This window comes from Nitratireductor mangrovi (genome assembly GCF_007922615.2).
GTDB classification, from domain to species: Bacteria; Pseudomonadota; Alphaproteobacteria; order Rhizobiales; family Rhizobiaceae; genus Mangrovimarina; species Mangrovimarina mangrovi.
Genome location: NZ_CP042301.2, coordinates 3,628,071 through 3,647,800, shown reverse-complemented (window position 1 = coordinate 3,647,800; position 19,730 = coordinate 3,628,071). Strand labels below are relative to the sequence as shown.

At 65.6% G+C, this 19,730-nt stretch carries 16 protein-coding genes; 5 read left to right on the top strand and 11 right to left on the bottom strand.

Going from position 1 to position 19,730, the window contains the following annotated elements; translation table 11 throughout:
* Nucleotides 1–25 precede the first annotated feature (25 nt).
* Complete coding sequence (locus FQ775_RS17795) at nucleotides 26–1,213, top strand: MFS transporter (RefSeq protein WP_246730166.1); 1,188 nt, start codon at nucleotides 26–28, stop codon at nucleotides 1,211–1,213.
* On the opposite strand, the gene FQ775_RS17790 is transcribed toward FQ775_RS17795, so the two are convergent.
* A complete protein-coding gene (locus tag FQ775_RS17790) occupies nucleotides 1,198–2,085 on the bottom strand; it encodes a LysR family transcriptional regulator (RefSeq protein ID WP_146298719.1) in 888 nt (295 codons plus the stop codon). The two genes, FQ775_RS17795 and FQ775_RS17790, sit on opposite strands and share 16 nt — an antisense overlap.
* Nucleotides 2,086–2,186: 101 nt before the next feature.
* Between FQ775_RS17790 and FQ775_RS17785 the strand changes: the two genes are divergently transcribed.
* Nucleotides 2,187–3,143 carry an NmrA family NAD(P)-binding protein gene (locus tag FQ775_RS17785; protein ID WP_167813038.1) on the top strand — a complete coding sequence of 319 codons (957 nt, stop codon included), beginning with the start codon at nucleotides 2,187–2,189 and terminating at the stop codon, nucleotides 3,141–3,143.
* Nucleotides 3,144–3,147: 4 nt separating this feature from the next.
* On the opposite strand, the gene FQ775_RS17780 is transcribed toward FQ775_RS17785, so the two are convergent.
* The 6 genes from FQ775_RS17780 to FQ775_RS17755 form a co-directional block, all read right to left on the bottom strand.
* Nucleotides 3,148–3,306 (bottom strand): DUF3309 family protein, encoded by a 159-nt coding sequence (locus FQ775_RS17780; RefSeq protein WP_146298717.1) that lies wholly within the window; start codon nucleotides 3,304–3,306, stop codon nucleotides 3,148–3,150.
* A 93-nt stretch (nucleotides 3,307–3,399) separates the two neighbouring features.
* A complete protein-coding gene (locus FQ775_RS17775) occupies nucleotides 3,400–6,567 on the bottom strand; it encodes an efflux RND transporter permease subunit (RefSeq protein ID WP_146298716.1) in 3,168 nt (1,055 codons plus the stop codon).
* A 10-nt stretch (nucleotides 6,568–6,577) separates the two neighbouring features.
* A complete protein-coding gene (locus tag FQ775_RS17770; RefSeq protein WP_146298715.1) occupies nucleotides 6,578–7,717 on the bottom strand; it encodes an efflux RND transporter periplasmic adaptor subunit in 1,140 nt (379 codons plus the stop codon).
* 193 nt (nucleotides 7,718–7,910) lie between these two features.
* Nucleotides 7,911–8,498 carry a hypothetical protein gene (locus FQ775_RS17765; protein ID WP_246730165.1) on the bottom strand — a complete coding sequence of 196 codons (588 nt, stop codon included), beginning with the start codon at nucleotides 8,496–8,498 and terminating at the stop codon, nucleotides 7,911–7,913.
* A gap of 14 nt (nucleotides 8,499–8,512) precedes the next feature.
* On the bottom strand, nucleotides 8,513–10,789 hold the full coding sequence (locus FQ775_RS17760; RefSeq protein WP_146298713.1) for a xanthine dehydrogenase family protein molybdopterin-binding subunit: 2,277 nt from the start codon (nucleotides 10,787–10,789) through the stop codon (nucleotides 8,513–8,515).
* Nucleotides 10,790–10,792: 3 nt separating this feature from the next.
* Nucleotides 10,793–11,257: a (2Fe-2S)-binding protein gene (locus FQ775_RS17755; RefSeq protein ID WP_146298712.1), complete on the bottom strand. Its 465-nt coding sequence runs from the start codon at nucleotides 11,255–11,257 to the stop codon at nucleotides 10,793–10,795.
* A gap of 109 nt (nucleotides 11,258–11,366) precedes the next feature.
* Between FQ775_RS17755 and FQ775_RS17750 the strand changes: the two genes are divergently transcribed.
* Nucleotides 11,367–11,963 carry a TetR/AcrR family transcriptional regulator gene (locus FQ775_RS17750; RefSeq protein WP_246730164.1) on the top strand — a complete coding sequence of 199 codons (597 nt, stop codon included), beginning with the start codon at nucleotides 11,367–11,369 and terminating at the stop codon, nucleotides 11,961–11,963.
* Here FQ775_RS17750 and FQ775_RS17745 read toward each other — a convergent pair.
* Nucleotides 11,954–13,084, bottom strand: a complete 1,131-nt coding sequence (locus FQ775_RS17745; RefSeq protein ID WP_146298711.1) for a patatin-like phospholipase family protein — start codon at nucleotides 13,082–13,084, stop codon at nucleotides 11,954–11,956. The two genes, FQ775_RS17750 and FQ775_RS17745, sit on opposite strands and share 10 nt — an antisense overlap.
* Before the next feature lie 36 nt (nucleotides 13,085–13,120).
* Complete coding sequence (locus FQ775_RS17740; RefSeq protein WP_146298710.1) at nucleotides 13,121–13,900, bottom strand: 3-hydroxybutyrate dehydrogenase; 780 nt, start codon at nucleotides 13,898–13,900, stop codon at nucleotides 13,121–13,123.
* A gap of 176 nt (nucleotides 13,901–14,076) precedes the next feature.
* Here FQ775_RS17740 and ispG point away from each other — a divergent pair, with 176 nt between their 5' ends.
* Together ispG and FQ775_RS17730 are read left to right on the top strand one after the other, a co-directional pair.
* Nucleotides 14,077–15,330 (top strand): flavodoxin-dependent (E)-4-hydroxy-3-methylbut-2-enyl-diphosphate synthase, encoded by a 1,254-nt coding sequence (gene ispG, locus FQ775_RS17735; protein ID WP_146298709.1) that lies wholly within the window; start codon nucleotides 14,077–14,079, stop codon nucleotides 15,328–15,330.
* The gene (locus FQ775_RS17730; RefSeq protein ID WP_146298708.1) at nucleotides 15,284–16,177 is read left to right on the top strand and encodes a lytic transglycosylase domain-containing protein; all 894 of its coding nucleotides are present in this window, start codon (nucleotides 15,284–15,286) and stop codon (nucleotides 16,175–16,177) included. Before ispG ends, FQ775_RS17730 begins: the two co-directional genes overlap by 47 nt.
* A gap of 6 nt (nucleotides 16,178–16,183) precedes the next feature.
* Here the strand turns inward: FQ775_RS17730 and FQ775_RS17725 are convergent, their stop codons facing one another.
* Both FQ775_RS17725 and FQ775_RS17720 read right to left on the bottom strand, forming a co-directional pair.
* Nucleotides 16,184–18,715 (bottom strand): response regulator, encoded by a 2,532-nt coding sequence (locus tag FQ775_RS17725; protein ID WP_246730163.1) that lies wholly within the window; start codon nucleotides 18,713–18,715, stop codon nucleotides 16,184–16,186.
* An 80-nt stretch (nucleotides 18,716–18,795) separates the two neighbouring features.
* On the bottom strand, nucleotides 18,796–19,713 hold the full coding sequence (locus FQ775_RS17720) for a polyprenyl synthetase family protein (RefSeq protein ID WP_146298707.1): 918 nt from the start codon (nucleotides 19,711–19,713) through the stop codon (nucleotides 18,796–18,798).
* Between the last annotated feature and the right edge of the window lie 17 nt (nucleotides 19,714–19,730).

The following is a 19,730-nucleotide window of genomic DNA, read 5'->3' as shown; positions in this document are numbered from 1 at the left end:
CGCTGTTTTGCCGGAGTCGTCCCTTATGGCTGACAAGATGAGCTTGGCGTTGCGCCGCGGCCGCTGGGCCGTCGCGGCCATCTTCCTCGTCAACGGTTTTCTCGTCGGCTCGTGGGCGCTTCAGATACCCGTCATGCTCGATCGTCTCGCGATCGGCGAGTTCACGCTCGGACTGCTGATCCTGGGCTTTGGCGCCGGGGCGCTGGTGGCGATGCCGACGGCGGGCTACTTCATCTCTCGTCACGGTTCGCGCGCGGTGGTGCGGGCGCTGGCGCTGGCCTGTGCATTCGGATTGCTCATCGTGGCGGCAGCGCCGGGGCTGTGGTCGGCGGCGGTCGCGCTGGTGCTGTTCGGCGCATTGATCGGCGGCACCGACGTTTCGATGAACGCGAATGCGGTTGCGGTGGAGCGGCGCCTGGGCCGCGCCATCATGTCGTCCTCGCACGGCTTCTGGAGCCTCGGCGGCTTTGCCGGCGGCGGGTTCGGCGGGCTGGCGATCGTCGCCTGGGGTCATCTCGGCCATGCCGTGATTGTCACGGCCGCAGCCTTCATCGTCACCGCCGTCGCCATACGCTTCCTTGCTGGTGAAACCGAACCCGAGGCCAGCAGCGGCGTACGGTTTTCGCTGCCGCGGCAGCCGCTGGTCTATCTGGTCGGCATCATCGCGCTGTTCTCCATGGTGCCGGAAGGCGCGGTGCTCGACTGGGCGGCGCTCTATCTGCGCGAGGAACGTGGCGCGGGGCTGGCGATGGCAGGCTGGGCTTTCGCCGGGTTCTCCGGAGCCATGGCGCTGATGCGGTTTGCCGGCGATGCCGTCCGCGACCGCTTCGGTGCGGTCACCACCTTGCGCGTGTCCGGGCTGGTGGCGGCGGCAGGCATGCTGACCGCGGCCCTGTCGCCCAGCCCGCTGCTGGCGATCGTCGCCTTCGCGTTCTCCGGGCTCGGCATCGCCAACATGGTGCCGATCGCTTTTTCGGCCGCCGGCAACCAGGACGGAATCTCTTCCGGCGCCGGACTTAGCCTGGTCACGACGATGGGCTATTCGGGGCTGCTGGTGGCGCCATCCGTCATCGGCTTCATTGGCGAGCGGACAGGTTTTGCGCCAGTGTTCGCGACGCTTTCGGTGCTGCTGGTCGTCGTCGTGTTGATGGCGGGACTGGCGCGCTCGGCGGAGTTCCGTGCGACCGATGCCGCCGTTCAGCCGGCGACGTAGCGCGTCAGGCGTTCATGGAGGAAATCCGCGGTGCGTCTGACGCGCGCGCTGGTCCTGACGTCGCGGTGCATGGCGAGCCACATCGGCAATGCCGGCAGCCGCAGATCGGGAAGCAGGGCCTCCACCAGGGGTTCGTTCGCGACCAGCGGTTCCTGGAAGAAGCCGATGCCGTTGCCGGCGAGGATCGCCTGCCAATAGACGATCTGGTTGTCGGTGCGAAACCGGAAGGCGTGGCGGTCGACGTCGAGCCCGAACTGCGCGAAGCCGTCGATGATGCTGTCGTCGCGGTCGAAGCCGACGAGGTCATGGGCGGGAAGATCTTCCTGCCCAGACAGTCGACCGCGACGGTCGAGATAGGAGACGGCCGCACAGGCGACCAGCGGGATGTCTGCGACCTTGCGCGCGACCAGGTCAAGCTGCGTCGGCTCGACCATGCGAACCGCGATATCGGCGTCACGCCGCAGCAGGTTTTCGACCTGGTTAGAGGCGACGATCTCGACCTCGATGCCCGGTTCCTCCGCTGCAAGATCGGCCAGGATCGCGGGCAGGGCGTAGGCCGACATCACCTCGCTGGCAGCAATGCGAACCGTGCCGGACACGTGTTCCACAGCGCCAAGCGCGAGCCGCGAGAAGCCGGCTGCGTGCTCGCGCATGGCTAGCGCTCGCCCGAGCAGCGCTTCACCCTTGTCGGTGAGTGCGTAGCCTCCACGGCCGCGCCGGAACAGCGTGACGCCGAGCCGGCGCTCCAGTTCGGCAATGTGCCGGCCCAGCGTCGGCTGGCTGGATGACAGCGTGCGTGCTGCTGCTGACAGGCTGCCGGTCTCTGCCACCGTCGCAAAGGATCGGATCAGGTTCCAGTCCAGTTCGGTCATGTCGACCTATTCAAGAATGAATGATCTTTGTGCACCAATCAGCGATTTCCATACAGAAACAGATACATCACCTTAGGGCCGACAACACAAGGAGATCCGACATGAAAACCATCGTCATTCTCGGTGCTGCCGGCCGCATCGGCGATGCCGCGGCGCGAGCCTTCGTCGAGGCCGGTTGGCGCGCAAAGGGAGTAGCGCGCGGCGCCAAGGGGGCGCAACTCGCGCCGGGCGTCGAGTGGGTGGAGGCCGACGCCTTCGACCGCGCGTCGTTGGTCGCCGCCTGCGCGGGCGCCGATGTCGTGCTCAATACGCTCAACCCGACCTATACCGAATGGGAAGAAAAGGTGCTGCCGATGGCCGAAAACGTCATCGCGGCGGTAGAGTCCGCCGGTGCCACCCATCTGCTGCCGGGCAATGTCTATAATTTCGGCCATGACATCGGCATGGCCACCGCCGAGGACGCGCCGCAGGTCGCGTCGACGCCGAAGGCGCGCATCCGCATCGCGATGGAGGAGCTTTTCCGCCGCCGCGCGGAGGAGAAGGGCGTGCAGACCATCGTGCTGCGCGCCGGCGACTTTTATGGCGGCCACAAGCGGGAAAGCTGGCTCGACATCTTCATCCTCGCCAAGCTGCGCAAGGACATCTTCACCTGGCCTGGGCCCATGGACGTGCCGCACGCCTTCGCCTACCTGCCGGATCTCGCCCGTGCCTTCGTGGCGCTGGCGGAAAAGCGGCACGAACTAGGAGCTTTCCAGCGGTTCCACTTCGCCGGCCACACGCTGACCGGCAGCCAATTCAAGGCTGCCACGGAAAAAGCGATCGGCCGCGGCCTCACGCGTCGCGGCGTGCCCTGGACGCTGCTGCGCGCCGGCGGGCTGGTGATGCCGATCCTGCGCGAGGTGGCGATCATGTCCTACCTCTGGCGCACGCCGCATTCGCTCGACGGTACCAGGCTTGCGGCGACGGTTGGCGGCCTCGCCGAAACCGAACCGGCGGACGCGATCAGGCAGGCGGTCGCCGACCTTGGGCTCGACAGCCAACGGCGCAAAGCAGCGTGAGGCGCTAGATCCGGCCCAGCAATGCCAGGATCAGCAGCACCAGAAGGATGACACCGACGATACCGGACGGACCGTAGCCCCAGCCGCGCGAATAGGGCCAGGCGGGAATTGCGCCGAGCAGGATCAGGATCAGGATGATGATCAGAATGGTGCCGAGTGACATGATGCTGCCTCCGGAAGTGTGGATGATAGCCATCAATGCGCCGGAGGGCGGGAGGTTCCCGATCTTCAGCGCGTCACGTCCCGGATACGACGTCTACTCCGCCGCCTTGGGGTAGCCCTGCGAGGTGTCAACGTCGGGCGTAGCGGTCTTCTTGTCCGTATCTTCCGCCGTTTTCCTGCGGCGGAAGATACGGTTGAGGAAAGCGTAGACCCTGGAGTTGTTGCTGCGCGTGAAGATCATCAGCAGCGACGGCGTCACCACCAGCGTCAGCACGGTCGAGAAGGCGAGACCGAACACGATGGCACTGGAAAGCGCGATCCACCATTGTGTCGACGGTGCGCCATACGTGGTCTCGTGATTGAGAATCTCGAGATTGACGCCGAAGGCGATCGGCAACACGCCGAGGATCGCGGTGACCGCGGTCAGCACGACCGGGCGGGCGCGCTCGCGGCAGGTCTGCAGCACCGCGTCCATCTTGTCCCAGCCTTCCTGTCGCAGCCGGTCATAGGTGTCGATGAGAACGATGTTGTTGTTCACCACCACGCCGGCGAGCGCGATGATGCCGATGCCGGTCATGACGACGCCGAAGGGCTGCTCCATGATCAGCAGGCCGAGCAGCACGCCAATGGTCGACATTACCACCGCCGAAAGCACCAGTCCGACCGACATGAACTTGTTGAGCAAGGCAAGAAGCACCACGAAGATAAGGAAGATCGCGGCGCCGAACGCCTTGGAAAGAAATTCGCCGGCGGCCTTCTGTTCCTCGTCCTCGCCGGCAAGCTTCCAGCGGATACCGTCGGCGGGCAGATTCATCTCTTCGAGATTGGCCACGACCTGCTGGCGCACGGCGTCGGCCTGAACGCCCTCGCGAATACCGGCGTCGACAGTGATGGTGCGCACACCGTCGATGCGGGTCAGGATGCCGGTGCGCTGGGCCGGTTCGCGGCTGACGAAGTTCGAGATCGGCACAGCGCCCTGCGCGGTCTGGACCCGCAGTTGGTCGAGGCTGGCCAGCGTGCGCCGGTCCTCGGGCAGGCGCAGGCGGATGTCGACGGCGTCGTCGGAACCTGCCGGCCGGTAGTCGGAGAGCTTGAGTCCCGTGGTGACCAGCTGCACAACGGTGCCGACCGAACCGGGCCCGATGCCGTATTGCGCCGCCTTGGTGCGGTCGACTTTGATCTCCCAGTCGATGCCGGGTGGCGGCAGGCCGTCGCCGATGTCGATCACATCGGGCACGGTGCCGAGCATGCCGGCGACATTCTGCGCGACCTGATCGAGACCTTCAGGGTCGTCGGCCGAAAGCTGGATCTGGATCGCCTTGCCGGTCGGCGGGCCGGCGTCGGGAACCGACACCTCGATATCGGCGCCCGGAATGCCGGTCATGGCGACACGCAGATCATCGAGTATCTGGGTCGCCGGCTTGCGTTCGCGCCAGTCGACGAATTCGTACTGGATCACGCCGACGACGTCCTCGTCGACCTCGGCACCGCCGCCGCGGACGCTGCCGACACGGGTATAGACGGTCTTGATGCCGGGCCAGCCGAGGATGCGATCCTCCGCCTGGGTCACGAGCGCGTCCTGTTCTTCCAGCGAAAGGTTGCCGCGGGCATGCACGTAGAGCAGCCCGTATTCCGGCTCGACATTGGGGAAGAACTCGACGCCCTTGCCATAGGTGCCATAAGCCATCGGTACTGCCACGAGGGCGGCGATGGTGACGGCGGTGACAATGAAGGGATGGCGTACGGCACGGCGGGCAAAGCGCATATACCAGCCATCGCGCTGCTCTTCCTCGACCACCGGCTTGGCAAACAGCGCACCAAGCGCTGGCGTAAAGACGAGCGCGTAGATCAGCGAGGACGATAGTGTCACGATCAGCGTGATCGGCATGAACTTCATGAACTCGCCGACGATGCCGGGCCAGAACAGCAGCGGCGAGAAGGCGGCGACGCGCGTCGCGGTCGCGGCGACGACCGGGCCCGCCATGCGCTTGGCGGCGAGCGAGAACGCTTCGCCTTTCGGCATGCCCTCCGACATGCGCCGTTCGGCGAACTCGGTGACGATGATGGCGTCGTCGACCAGCATGCCGACGGCCAGGATCAGCGAGAACAGCACGACGATGTTGACCGTGTAGCCGGCCAGCGCCAGCCACATGATGCCCATCAGGAACGAGGCCGGAATGGCAAGGCCGATCAGCATCGATGCGCGGCCGGAAAGGGCATAGAGGATGACCACGAAAACAAGGATGACGGCGGTCAGGACACTGTTTTCGAGGTCGCCGAGCAACTGCCGGATGACGGTCGACTTGTCCTGGCTGAACGAGACTTCGGCGCCCTCCGGCAAGAGCGCCTGAAACTCGTTGGCCACGGCCTTCACGCGGTCGACCGTCTCGACCAGATTGGCCCCGGTGCGCTTGGAAACCTCGATGGCGATCGCCTGCTTGCCGTCGAGCCGGGTGATGGTCTCGGCATCCTTGAAGGTCGAGCGGATGGTGGCGAGGTCGCGCGCCCTGACGACCGCGTTGGGGCCGGCGACGATCGGCAGGTTGGCGACGTCCTCGACGGTCTCGATGAGCGAGGGAACCTTGACCGCGTAGCGGCCTTCCTCGCCCTGCAAGGCACCGGCGGCGACAAGCGAGTTGTTGGCATTGACGGCGGTGACCAGTTCCTCAAGCCGCAGCCCGTAGGAGGAGAGCTTGACCGGATCGATGATCACCTCGACCAGGTCTTCGCGCGCGCCGCGCAGGGCGGCGTCAAGCACGCCGTTGACCTCTTCGAGCCGGTCGCGCAACTCGCGGGCGGCGGCCGTCAGCGCCCGTTCCGGCACGTCGCCGGCCAGCGTGACGACCAGGACCGGGAACTCCGAGATGTTGACCTCGTTGACGCTCGGCTCGTCGACCCCCTGCGGCAGGTCCTGCTCGGCGTCGGAGACCTTGTTGCGCACGTCCTCCAGCGCCTTGTCGAGATCGGCGCCGGCCTGAAACTCGACCACGACATTGCCGCCGCCCTGATAGGCAGAGGACCGCATCTCCTTGATGCCGCTGATCGATTTCAGCCGAGTCTCGACCGGGCGCAGCAAGAGCCGTTCCGAATCCTCGGGCGAGATGCCCTGATAGGTCAGGCTCACATAGATGATCGGGATCTGGATATCCGGCTCGGCTTCCTTCGGGATCGACTGATAGGCCATCGTCCCGGCGATCAGGAAGAAGAGCAGGATAGAGATCGTCAGCCGCGCATTGCGTATGGCGTAGTCGACAATGCCCATCAAAGCACCATCAATTGACCGGTCCGGCCATCTGCCCGACCAGACGGTTGATCGTGTCCTGATCGGCCTCGACGGCGTTGACCTTGTCGCCTTCCTTCACAAGGTCCTGACCGGCGACGATGATGCGCGCGTCCTGCGGGACGCCGCCAAGCGCCAGGCCCTGCGGCGTGTCGTCGATGATGTCGATCGGCACGAAGGCGACCGTATCGTCCGGCTTGACGATGCGAACACCGAGATCACCCTTCTCGGACAGGGTCACGACCGAGCGCGGTAGGAACACCGCGTCGACCTTGTCGGCGCGCAAGGTGATCTCGGCCGTCATGCCGGCCGGGATGCGGCGGTCGGGGTTGGGAATGGCGATCTCGACGCGGAAGGTGCGCGTTTGCGGAGAGGCGTCGCGGCTGACATAGCGAAGCGTGCCGTCGACGCGTGTGCCGTTGACGAGCCTGATCTCGGCCTTGTTGCCGATCTCCAGTTCTGCAAGATCATGCTCGCTGACCTCGCCAACGGCGAGGATGGGGTCGAGGCTGAGAATGGTCGCGACCTGCGCGCCCTGCATGACGGAACTGCCCTGCTCCACGGGAACCCGGTCTACAAGACCGTCGAACGGTGCGCGCACCTCAGTCCATTCGAGTTCGGCACGTGCGGTTTCCAGCTGCGAGCGTGCCGCCGCCAAGGCCGTGCGGGCGTTGTCGAGTTGCAGCTTGGCCATGTTGCCGCTCTTGGCCAGCCGCTCGGCCGCGGCGCTTTCCGCCTCCCGCTGGGCAAGCATGGCCTCGGCCATGTTGACGGCCGCGGCCTTGCCTTCGGCGTCGAGGCGCATGATGAGGTCGCCCTTCCTGACCTGGCTGCCCTGCTTCACCGGGAGTTCGCCGGCGATGCCGGAGATGCGAGCGGCAAGATTGCTGCGCGCATTGGCTTCGGTCGTGCCCGACATGCGGATGGCGCGGGCATGCTCGGCGCGTGGCGGGTTGACAACAGCGACGGTACGCGGCGGCGTCTCGACCGCCACGGTTTCGGAGTCGGGCTCGGAGGCAGTTTCGGGCGCGACGGCGCTGCCGACGGAGGAAAACTCGCCGGTGACGATCCACGCTGCCGTTGCGGCAAGCACCATCACCGCGACAAGCTTGTGAAACCTGAATTTCGCCATCGAGGAGTTCCGCGCAGTTGTTCGCCATCGGCGCGCCGTGGCCTGGCGCGGGGCACATGTGGTCCTTTTTGCCGTTGAGTTCAATCAACGGGCATCGTCAGATCTCCCCCGGCGGCGGTTGTGTACTCCAAATGTTCCCGCGGCAAAAGACACTTTTGTTGATGCCAGACCGCGAAAGGCGTTGATGCCAGCGTCAGCCTTCGGGACAGGGAGCGCCGGCGGCACGCCAGCGTTCCAGCGCCGCGAAGGTCTCCTCCGCGGAGCCAGGCGCAGGCTCGCGGCCCGGTCCCGGCGTCCATCCCCATCCGACGAGGGGATCGTCGCGGACATGTTCGGCGACCTCCTCCAGCGTTCGGTCGCCATTGCGTTCCGGGTCCTTGATCTGGGCGCAGATCTCGGCCGAACTCTTCTGCCACCAGACCATCTCGGCCGGAGCCAGGTGCCATAGCGGTGCACCGGGAGGGCCATGCAACTTGCTGGAATTGCTTTCGAAATGGCAGGTCGTGCAGCGCAGGCCCGGGTTGCCGAAGCCCGAGCCGTCAGTGCCGCGCGTGACGTTGAAGGCATGAATCCGGGTTTCGCCGTAATGGGGGCCCGACCAGCGCGGATGCTCGTCAGCGACGTGGCAGTTGGCGCAGCGCGGATGGGAAAAGACCGCGAAAACCTTTTCCCATTCGGGCAATCCGGCCTCGCGGTCGACGGCGGGCGGTTGCTCCGGTGCCGCCTCCTGCGCAAGCGCCGGTCCCACCGTCAGCATGAGGCTGACAGCAACTGTCAGCAATCTCGCATTTACCCTCATGCGAAGTCGACCTCGCGCGACAGTGGCAACCGGCGCACGCGCTTGCCGGTGAGCGCAAAAACAGCGTTGGCCAGCGCCGGTACGGCGGGCGGGGTGCCGATTTCGCCGGCGCCGCCCATCTTGTGATAGTTTTCGAGGATCGCGACCTCGAACGCCGGGCATTGGTTGATCCGCATGGCGTCGAAGTCGTGGAAATTCGACTGTTCGACCATGCCATCGGCGATGGTGATCTCCTGGCCCATTGCCGAAGAAAGACCATAGATGGCGCCGGAGGTGAGCTGCGCTTCCACGATGCCGGGATCGAGTACCTGGCCGAGGTCGGCGGCGATCCACACCTTCTCGATTCTGATGCCGGCGTCCGTCTGCGCCACCTGAACGACCTCGGCGACCCAACTGCCGAAGGAGAGGGTGAAAGCGAAGCCCTTTGCCTTGCCATCAGGCAGCTGTTCGCCCCAGCCGGACATTTCGGCCACCCTTTCGACCACCTTCACGGCGGCCGGATGGGCGGCCATCAGCTTCACCCGCATGGCGACCGGGTCGACGCCGCCGGCGACCGCCAGTTCGTCCATGAAGCTTTCGTGGAAGAAGCCGTTGAAGGAATTGCCGACCGAGCGCCAGAACCCGACCGGCACGCCGGTATCGGCCTTGATCGCCGCGACGCGGTAGTCGGGGATGGTGTAGGGCTGGTCGAACGCGCCCTCGATAACGGTCTTGTCGGGCCCGAGCGGGGAAATCGACGGGAAGGTACGCCGCAGCGTGCTGGCGATCGTCGAGGCCGAGGCGATCTTCATGTCGACGGCTGCTGGCATGCCGTCCTCGCCGATGCGGGCTCGGAAGCGCCCGGCGGCCGCCGGCCTGTAAACGTCGTGGCGGGTATCCTCCTCGCGGGTCCAGGTCACCTTGACCGGGCGTCCGCCGGTTTCCTTCGCCAGAAGCGCCGCGAACATGGAATAGTCCATCTCGCCGCGCCGGCCGAAGCCGCCACCCATGAAGGTCGTATGGACGTTGCAGTTGTCGGTGTCGACGCCGGCCAGCCCGGCGCAGAGCTGGCGCGTGAAGGTCGGCATCTGGTTCGGCGACCAGACGTCAAGCACGCCGTCCCTGAGCCGGGCCGTGGCGTTCATGGGCTCCATGCAGGCATGGGCGAGGAACGGCACTTCGTAATCCGCTTCGACGAGGCGCCCGGCCGGTGCGTCGGCAAAAGCGGTGTCGACGTCGCCGTCATCGCGCAACGCGTCGCCGCCGCCGGCCGCGATCGCGTCCCATAGCAATTTCGACATGCCGTCGCTATCGGAAGGATAGTCGGCGCCGCCCCATTCGACCTCGATGGCGTCGGCGGCCTGGAAGGCAGCCCAGCTATTCTCGGCGATGATGCCGAAGCCGTGGCCGTAGGTGGTGTCGATCGGCACGATCTTCACCACGCCGGGCATCTGCTCGGCCTTCGAGAGATCTGCGCGCACCGGTTTGGCCCAGAAGCGCGGGCTCATTTTCACGGTGCCGTAAAGCATGTCCGGCAGGCTGACATCGACGCCGAAGATCGGCGCCCCGGTCGCCTTGGCCTCCATGTCGGTTCGCCTTTGCGGCTTGCCGAGCAGGGTCCAGTCCGATGCCGGCTTCAGCCTGACGTCCGACGGAGGGTCGAGGCGCGCGGCGTCGGCGGCGACTTCGCCATAGGTCACCGACCGCCCTGATGCCTCGTGCAGGATCGTGGCGTCGCGCGTCACCAGTTCCCGGTCGCTCACGTTCAGCCGCTCGGCCGCTGCGGCGACCAGCATCTGGCGCGCGGCGGCGCCGGAGGTGCGCATCTTCTCAAAACCGTCGCGAACGGAGGATGAGCCGCCTGTGCCCTGGAAGCCGAGGAACTTGCCGAGCGCGCCCATGCCGCCACGCATCATCTCCGAAACGAATCCCTCCTCGAAGAAGGGAAACGGGCCGCCCTCGGCCAGCATCTCTGAATTGTAATAGGCGTAGCAGGCAGGCCCGTGCTCGACCCTGACCTTGTCCAGCCCGACATCGAGCTCTTCGGCGACCAGCGCGGCCAGCGTGGTGGTCACGCCCTGGCCCATCTCGGCGCGCGGCACGATCGCAGTGATGGTGTTGTCCGATCCTATGATGACATAGGGATTGAAGGTTGCCTCACCCTCCGCCAGTTCGTCCTCGAGCGGGTTGGGATAGGGGCGGCGGTAGAAATAGTAGCCGACGGCCACACCGCCGGCGATCGCGGCGGCGCCGATCAGGAAGGTGCGGCGGGCGATCTTTCCGATGCTGGCCATGGTTCAGGCTCCCATCCTGGCTTTCTCGACCGCCGCGCGCTTGATGGCGGCCCGAATGCGCGGATAGGTGCCGCAGCGGCACAGATTGCCGGCCATGGCGTTGTCGATGTCGGCGTCGCTAGGGTCCGGGATTTCCTCCAGCAAGGCGTGGGCGCTCATGATCTGGCCGGCCTGGCAGTAGCCACATTGCGGCACCTGTTCCTCGATCCAGGCCTTCTGAACGACGGAAAGGCCCTCGTCGGTCGTCAGCCCTTCGATCGTGGTCACTGCACCCTCGACGGCCCCGACAGGCAATGAACAGGAACGTACCGGCACGCCGTCGACGAGTACCGTACAGGCGCCGCAAGCGGCGATGCCGCAGCCGAATTTGGGGCCGAGGATGCCGGCCAGATCGCGCAGCGCCCACAGGAGCGGCATCTCCGGGTCGGCGTCGATGTCGATGGCATTTCCATTGACGGTAAGGTGCATGGGGATACCCTTCGTTGTCGTCCATGGGCGCTGGCGGCGCATGACCGCACGATGAACATCTTGACAAATTCTGTAATTTTGTCAAGAGACGTTCGAACGGAGCAGAAACTTGAACGAAGCGGCAGCAAGCATCGAGCGGGACCGGCGCACGCGCATCCTCGAGGGCGCGATGAAGGTCTTTCTCGCTTACGGCTTCCAGCGCACGACGATGGACGACATTGCGCGCGCGGCCGACCTTTCGCGCCCGGCGCTCTATCTCGTCTTCAGGAACAAGGGCGACATCTACCGGGCCATCGCGACCGGCTTCTTCAGGGATTCACTGGCCAAGGCGCAACTGGCGCTTGCCGGCGACGATGGCTTCGCGGCCCGGCTTTCCCGGGCGATCGACGATGGCTTGCTCGAAATCATGGCTCCGATCCTGGCGTCGGAGCACGGGGCCGAAATTCTCGACATGAAGAACAGCCTCGCCGCCGACCTCATGGCCGAGTGGCGGCAGGGCTTTGCCGGGCTGATGGCCGCGGCGATTTCCGCCGAAGCGGACGCCAGGCAGGTCGACCTATCCGAGCGGGGGTTCTCCGCGGACGGCCTTGCGGCACTTGTTCTCGATGGGCTCGAGGGCATGAAGATGCGCGTCGCTGATGCGGCCGAGCAGCGCCGGTTGGCGGGGCAGCTGGTGCGGCTCGCCGCCCTTGCCGTTCAGCCGTGACGGCCGCGCATCGCGGCCGGCTTTTCGCGCCGGGCCAGGAATTCGCGGACGCGCTTGCCGAGCTGGCGCGGCCGGATCGACGGTGACTTGTCCAGCTCTTCCTCGATCGGCAGGGTCTGCCTCACGCCGAGTGCGTCAAAATTCTCTGCCAGCCAGTCCTGGGCCGCGGAACGGCCGAGATCGCGCAAATATTCGAGGAAGGCCCATTCGGCGTTGACTTTCGAGGCCGCAGTCAGATCCTTCAGCGCCTCGTCGGCGTCGATGCGGTGCATGCGGATGTCGCGATACTCGCTCTGACCGAGGCGGCCCGCGGCGATCAGTTCCTTGACGAAGGCGATGGCGCGAAACTCGCTCAGAAGGGAGGCGTTGAAGGTGATCTCGTCGATCCTGTTCTGGATTTCGTTCGCGGTCAGCGGCACCGCCTCCCGGTTCACCGGGTTGATCTGGACCAGCAGCACGTCCTCGACGTGATTGGCGCCGAAAAACGGATAGATCGCCGGGTTGCCGCCATAGCCGCCATCCCAGTAGGGCGTGCCGTCGATCGTTACGGCCTGAAACAGGTGCGGCAGACAGGCCGACGCCATCACCACGTCGCGCGACAGTTCCGACGTCGAAAACACCTTCAGCTTGCCGGTCTGGACATTGGTCGCGGAGATGAAAAGCTGCATGGCGTCGCAGGAGCGGACACTGCCAAAGTCGATCTCGCGTTCCACCACCTCGCGCAGCGGGTTGATGTTGAGCGGATTGGCCAGATAGGGCGAAATCGTGCGCGAGATCGCGTCGAACCACAGATAGCCTGGCGTGTTGGCGACCGACCAGTTGCCCATCAGCATATCCCACGGGTTGCGCTGGACCGGGCTGAAGCGCCCCTTTACCGCCACCGCGCGCCAGAAATCGTAGAGCTTCTGGCGGGCGCCGTCGGCCCCGCCGCGCACCCAGCCGTCAGCGAGCGCGACCGCGTTCATGGCACCGGCGCTGGTCCCGGAAATGGCGGCGAAACCGATCCGGCCATCCTCAAGCAGGCCGTCGAGCACGCCCCAGGTGAAGGCGCCGTGCGAGCCGCCGCCCTGCAGCGCGACGTTGACCTGTTTGATGTTCTTGCGTTTTTCCTCAGGCATCATCTGGCAGCCTCCGCACGCTGCGGCGCCCTTGATCGCTCACGCCGCGGTCCAGCCTCCGTCAACCGAAATGTGGGTGCCGGTGATCTGGACGGCGGCGTCCGAGGCCAGGAACGCGGCGGTGGCCGCGATCTGTTCGACCGTCGCGAACTCACTGGTCGGTTGCCGGTCGAGCATGACCTCCTTGATGACGGTCTCACGGTCCATGCCGTGCGTCTTCATCTGATCCGGAATCTGCGACTCGACGAGGCGCGTGAGCACATAGCCGGGACAGATGGCGTTGCAAGTGACGCCGCTGGTGGCGAGTTCCAGCGCCACCGTCTTGGTGAGACCCATGATGCCGTGCTTGGCCGCGACATAGGCGCTCTTGTAGGGCGAGGCGACGAGGCCATGCGCCGAGGCGACGTTGATAATGCGGCCGCTGCCGGCCTTCTTCATCAGCGGCACCGCGGCAGCAATGGTGTGAAATGCGGAGGAAAGGTTGATCGCAATGATTGCGTCCCATTTCGCGGTCGGAAAATCCTCGATCGGCGCGACATGCTGGATGCCGGCATTGTTGACCAGAACGTCGATACCGCCGAAACGCTCCGCAGCCTCGGCGACCAGGCGCCGGCACTGGTCGGGCTTCGACATGTCGGCCTGAACATAGGCGACGTCGGTGTCATGCCTTGCCGCGAGGTCGCGGGCAATCGCATGATCTTCCTCCCCGTCGGAGTAGGAGTTGATGACCACGGCGAAGCCATCGGCCGCAAAACGCTCCGCGACGGCCAGTCCGATACCCGAGGTCGAGCCGGTGATGATTGCGGTCTTGCGTGCCATGGTTGTGACTCCGTTTCACTCGTGTCGTTCGGTGGCTCGCAATATAGGAGATTGTGCGCTGCAAAAAAGACAGTGGTACTACGGTTGCCGAAAGGCCGCGCCGGGGATGCGGAGTTGACAGGAGAGCCTGCCTTCGCCACCTGATGGCCGAAAGCAATTCGTTCGGGAGACCGGTCATGACCGGCTATCTGACCACGCCCCTGCCGCGCCGGCCCTCGGTCGGCGTCAATGTGGGCGGTGTCGTCGTTGGCGGCGACGCACCGGTCGTCGTGCAGTCGATGACGAATACCGACACCGCCGATGTCGATTCGACCGTGGCACAGGTGGCGGCGCTGCACCGCGCCGGCTCGGAACTGGTGCGCATCACCGTCGATCGCGACGAGAGTGCGGCCGCGGTACCGAAAATCCGTGACCGCCTTGCCCGACTCGGAATCGATGTGCCGCTGATCGGCGATTTCCACTATATCGGCCACAAGCTCCTGGCCGACCATCCGGGTTGCGCAGAGGCGCTCGCCAAGTACCGCATCAACCCCGGCAATGTCGGCTTCCGCGAAAAGCGCGACCGCCAGTTTGGCGCCATTGTCGAGACGGCGATCCGCCACGACAAGCCGGTCCGCATCGGCGTCAACTGGGGGTCGCTCGACCAGGAACTGCTCACCCGGCTGATGGATGAAAACCAGGCCAAGGGTTCGCCGCTGACGGCGGCCGAGGTGATGCGCGAGGCGATCGTGCAGTCGGCGCTGATCTCGGCCGAACTGGCCGAGGAGATCGGGCTGCCGCGCGACAGGATCATCCTGTCGGCCAAGGTCAGTCAGGTGCAGGACCTCATCGCTGTCTATGCCGAACTGGCGCGGCGTTCCGACCATGCGCTGCATCTCGGCCTCACCGAAGCCGGCATGGGCACAAAGGGCATCGTTGCCTCTTCGGCGGCGATGGGCATCCTCTTGCAGCAAGGGGTCGGCGATACGATCCGCATCTCGCTGACACCCGAACCGGGCGGTGACCGCACGCGCGAGGTGCAGGTGGCGCAGGAACTGCTGCAGACGATGGGGTTTCGCCAGTTCGTGCCGGTGGTGGCGGCCTGTCCAGGATGCGGCCGCACCACGTCGACTGTGTTTCAGGAACTGGCGCAGAAGATCCAGGAAGACCTGCGCCGCAACATGCCGGTCTGGCGCGACCGCTATCCGGGCGTCGAGGAACTCAAGGTCGCCGTCATGGGCTGTATCGTCAACGGCCCCGGCGAATCCAAGCATGCCGATATCGGCATCTCGTTGCCCGGTACGGGCGAGACGCCTTCTGCGCCGGTCTTCATCGACGGCCGCAAGGCCGCCACGCTGCGGGGCGCGGGAATTGCCGAGGAATTCGAAAAGATGGTGGCGGATTATGTCGAGCGCCGCTTCGGGCAGGGTGCACGTAGCGCCGCCGAATAGGCTTGCCCGCTGGTGTGCGGCTGCGCTGCTCGCATGCGTCGGCTCCACGGCTGCCGACCCGCCGAAGCCGGCGCCGACAATTCCTTTCTCCATCGCGCGCATTTGCGATCTTGCCGGGCTCCATGCCCGGCGCGAGCGGCTTCCGGAGGCCTTCCTTGCCCGCCTGCTGTGGAAGGAAAGCCGCTTTGACGCGGCAGCGGTGAGCCCGGCAGGCGCCGAGGGCATCGCGCAATTCATGCCCGGCACCGCGAAACTGCGAGGACTGGACGACAGCTTCGACATCGAACAGGCCATACCCGCCTCCGCACGCTATCTCGGCATCCTCAGGGACAAGTTCGGGAACCTCGGTCTGGCGGCCGCCGCCTACAATGCCGGGGAGGAGCGGGTGCGGCGCTGGCTTGCCAGCGGAGGCTTCCTGCCGCTGGAAACAGAGAACTACGTGCTCGACATTCTGGGAGAGCCGGCCGATGCCTTCGTGGCGCGCACGGCGCCGGTTGCAGTGCGGCCGCTCGACGGCAAGAAGCCGTTCGCCGCGGCGTGCCGGGCGTTGCCGTCAGAAGGCGCCGATACGGTTGCCATGGCCAGTGTGCATCGACAGCCATGGGGCATCCAGGTTGCCGGCGATTTCCGCCGTGCCGTGGCCGTGAGACAATATCAGCGGCTGCGATCGCGGTTCGCAAGCCAGATCGGCGATCAGGAACCTGTGGTCAGCCGCATCCGAACGCCCCGCGGGCGGCGCGGGCTTTACGCTGTCAGGATCGGCGCGGCCACGCGCCAGGCAGCCGACGCGATCTGCCACTCGCTGCGGCGTGCAGGCGGTTCGTGTATCGTGCTGCGCAATCGCTGACTTGGCTCAGGCGGTGCGTGCCATTTCTCCGCCGCCAAGCCAGGTCTCGATCTTCACCGAAAGCTTGTTTGGCGAGACCGGTTTCGACAGATAATCGTCCATGCCGGCTTCGAGGCATTTCTCGCGGTCGCCCTTGAGGGCATGGGCGGTGATGCCGATGATCGGGGTACGGTGGCCGGTGTCCGCCTCGGCCTCGCGGATGGTGCGAGTTGCCTCGAGCCCGTTCATTTCGGGCATCGACACATCCATCAAGATGATCTTTGGCTTCAGGGCGCGGTTCATGTCGACGGCGGTGCGGCCATTGCCGGCGATGCGATAGGAAACCCCGAGCCCATCCAGTATCTGGGAGAAGACGAGCTGATTGACCTCGTTGTCCTCGGCGACAAGGACGTCGAGTGAAGCCGGCTCCCTGAGGCTTGCGGCAGAAATCCTGCGCTCTGCGACCGGCGCCGGCCTGGGTCGTTGAGGGGTCGGGAACGGGATCGGATTGGCCTTCACCTCCAGCGGCGCCGAAGACGCTTTGGACGACTGCAGCACGGAGACCAGGGTTTCCAAAAGGGCCGAGGAGCGAGCCGGCTTGTGGAGCTGGGCCGAGACGCCGCATTCGGCGGCCAGCCGACCGATTTCGGACTGGTCGACCGAGGTCAACAGCACGATCGGCATGCGCGCGGTTCTGGGATCGGACGTAATGGCGCGCGCCGTCTCGGCGCCGTTCATGCCCGGCATCTGGAAGTCGAGAATGACACCGTCGACATGGCTTCCCAATTCGGTGGCGCGCGAAAGGAACGCCAGCGCGGTGGCGCCGCTCTCGACGGCCGCGCAGTCGAAACCCCAACTGCGCAGCTGCTCGACTAGGATGTCGCGGTTGATGGGATTGTCGTCGACGATGAGGATGCGCGACCCCGAGACATCGAAGGGTACCGGCTTCTCGCCGTAGCCGGATTCGTCGACAGGCAGCGGGACCGTGAACCAGAAGGTGGAACCCTTGCCAAGCACGCTCTCGGCGGAGATTTCGCCTTCCATCAGTTCGATCAGGCGCGACGCGATGGCAAGGCCTAGACCCGTCCCTTCGTGGCGCCGCGTCGAGGAGGCATCGACCTGGGCGAACTTGTCGAAGACCGAAGCGAGCTTGTCGGCAGGGATGCCGATGCCGGTATCCTCGACCCGCACCGTCACCTGCAGGACGCCATCCCTTTCCTCGCCGGAAACGTCGACGAGCACGTGGCCTTTCTCCGTGAATTTCACCGCGTTGCCGACCAGATTGGTGGCGATCTGGCGGAAACGGCCGACATCGCCGACAACGGTCGACGGCAACGTCGGGTCGACGCGAACGATCAGCTCGAGATCCTTCTCGGCCACTCTGGCCGAGACGAGCGTTGCGACGTCCTCGATCGCCTCGCCGAGGCGGAACGGGGCCGGGTCCAGCTCGAGCTGGCCGGCATCGATCTTCGAGAAGTCGAGAATGTCGTTGATGATGGTGAGGAGCGCGTTGCCCGATTTGAGGATGACGTCGACGAACATCCCCTGCCGCTTGTCCAGCTCCGAGCGGCTCAAGAGCTCAGCCATGCCGAGCACGCCATTCATCGGGGTGCGGATTTCATGGCTCATATTGGCGAGGAACTCGGACTTGGCGCGGTCGGCCGACTCGGCCTTGACCTTGGCTTCCTCGACCGTTTCCTTGGCCTGCCGCAGGTTCTCGTGCGCGGCCTGGATGTTTCGCATCATCGGGTCGAAGACGCGCAGGGCGAGCAGGCCGCCTGCCGAAATGATCGTGACGGCGACCAGCAGCAGGGTGAATTGCAGGGTGCCGTAGGTTCCGGTCATCTCGTTGTGGAGCTCGTGCAGGGTGCGCGACAAATTGGGCCTGACGCGATCGTTGGCGAGTGTTTTCAACTGCTTGAAGACGCGCTGCGCGACAGGTTGGGTGAGGTCGCGAAAGATTGCCAGCCGGTCCGCATGGGTCAGCACTTCCTTGACGTCGCGTTTCAAGGAGTGCTGGTTGTCGTCGCCGATCCAGATCGCGGCCACAGATGCCGGCGGCGTGAGGCCGGCAATCGACGCCAGCGTAGCGTTGTCGTAGCGCCCCGTGTCGGCGCCGCCGGCCTGTTCGGCGGCGGTGATCATCTTGCTTTCGCCCATGTTCACGTCGCCCTCGACCGCGAGCTGAAGCGCGTCATTGGCGTCGGCGAGGCGCGCCAGGGCGGCGTCGAGGTCGGAGCGGATTTGCGCTACCAGTTCCTTGCTGGCGGTCGGCTTCGTCGGCTCGATCTTGCGCGCGGCAGGCGTGGAGCCGTCGACATTGTTGCTGATGTCCTGAGGAGGGGCGATACGCGTATTGTCGAGACGGAGCGAGTGGTAAAGCACGTCACTTGTCGCATCGGCCATGTAGGCGATGACGGCGCCGAACTTCACATCGGTCTTGGCCCTCTCCGCCTGCCAAAGCATGATGCCGGTGCCGGCTGCGATCGCGACCACGAACCCGGTCAGAACGACATAAAGCCGGCCGCGCATATAGGCGCGCGTAATCTTCGAGGACATGAACTCGTCCACCCCGCACTCGAACTGATGGCTAAATATCGAACGAGCGGATTAAGTTGGGCTTAACGCTGCGGCAGCCGTCAGGAGCGGCGGTCGGCGATGAAGTGCGCAGCCGCGCGCAACATCAGTGCGTCTGCGCCGAAGGGCTGCAGGAGTTCTTCCGCCTGGCGCACCAGACCGGCAAGCTGTCCGCGGGCCCAGCCCTCGCTGTGGAGCCCTACCAACGTGGCCTTGCCGGCACCGGCGTCCTTGCCGGTCGCCTTGCCCACAGTGGCGGCATCGGCGGTCAGGTCGAGAAGATCGTCGGCCATCTGGAATGCGAGGCCGATCGCGGTGCCGAATTCGGCGAGCCTTTCCCGTTCGGCCTCTCTGGCGCCCGACATGATCGCACCGGCCTCGCAGGCGAAGCGCAAGAGCGCACCGGTCTTCATGGCCTGCAGGGTGAGCACCCCGTCTTCTCCGGGGTTCGTGCGCGCCGCCTCGAGGTCCAGCGCCTGACCGCCGACCATGCCGCCCATTCCGGCCGCGCGCGCCAGGCCCGCGATCAGGCCCAGCCGGGCCGTATCGGACAGCAAAAGCCTCGAATCGGACAACATGTCGAAGGCGAAGGTCAAAAGCGCGTCGCCGGCCAGAATCGCGGTTGCTTCGTCATAGGCGCGATGCACCGTCGGCTGGCCGCGGCGCAGGTCGTCGTCGTCCATCGCCGGCAAATCGTCATGAATCAGCGAATAGCAGTGGATACACTCGAGTGCGGCGGCGACGCGTAGCGGCGTTTCGCCGGAGAGCCCGAAAAGTGCGGCGCTTTCCATGACCAGAAAGGGGCGCAGCCGTTTGCCGCCGTTGAGCACACCGTGGCGGATGGCCGCCATGAGCCGAGGCGGGCGGGTGACCTCGCCATCCAGCGGCCGGTCGCCGAGCAGGCCGCGCAGCAATGTCTCCACGGCGGTGGCGTGCATGGCGCGGGTTTCTTCGAAGAGCAGCGCGATCTGATCGTCCATGGCGGCGAGCGATGGCC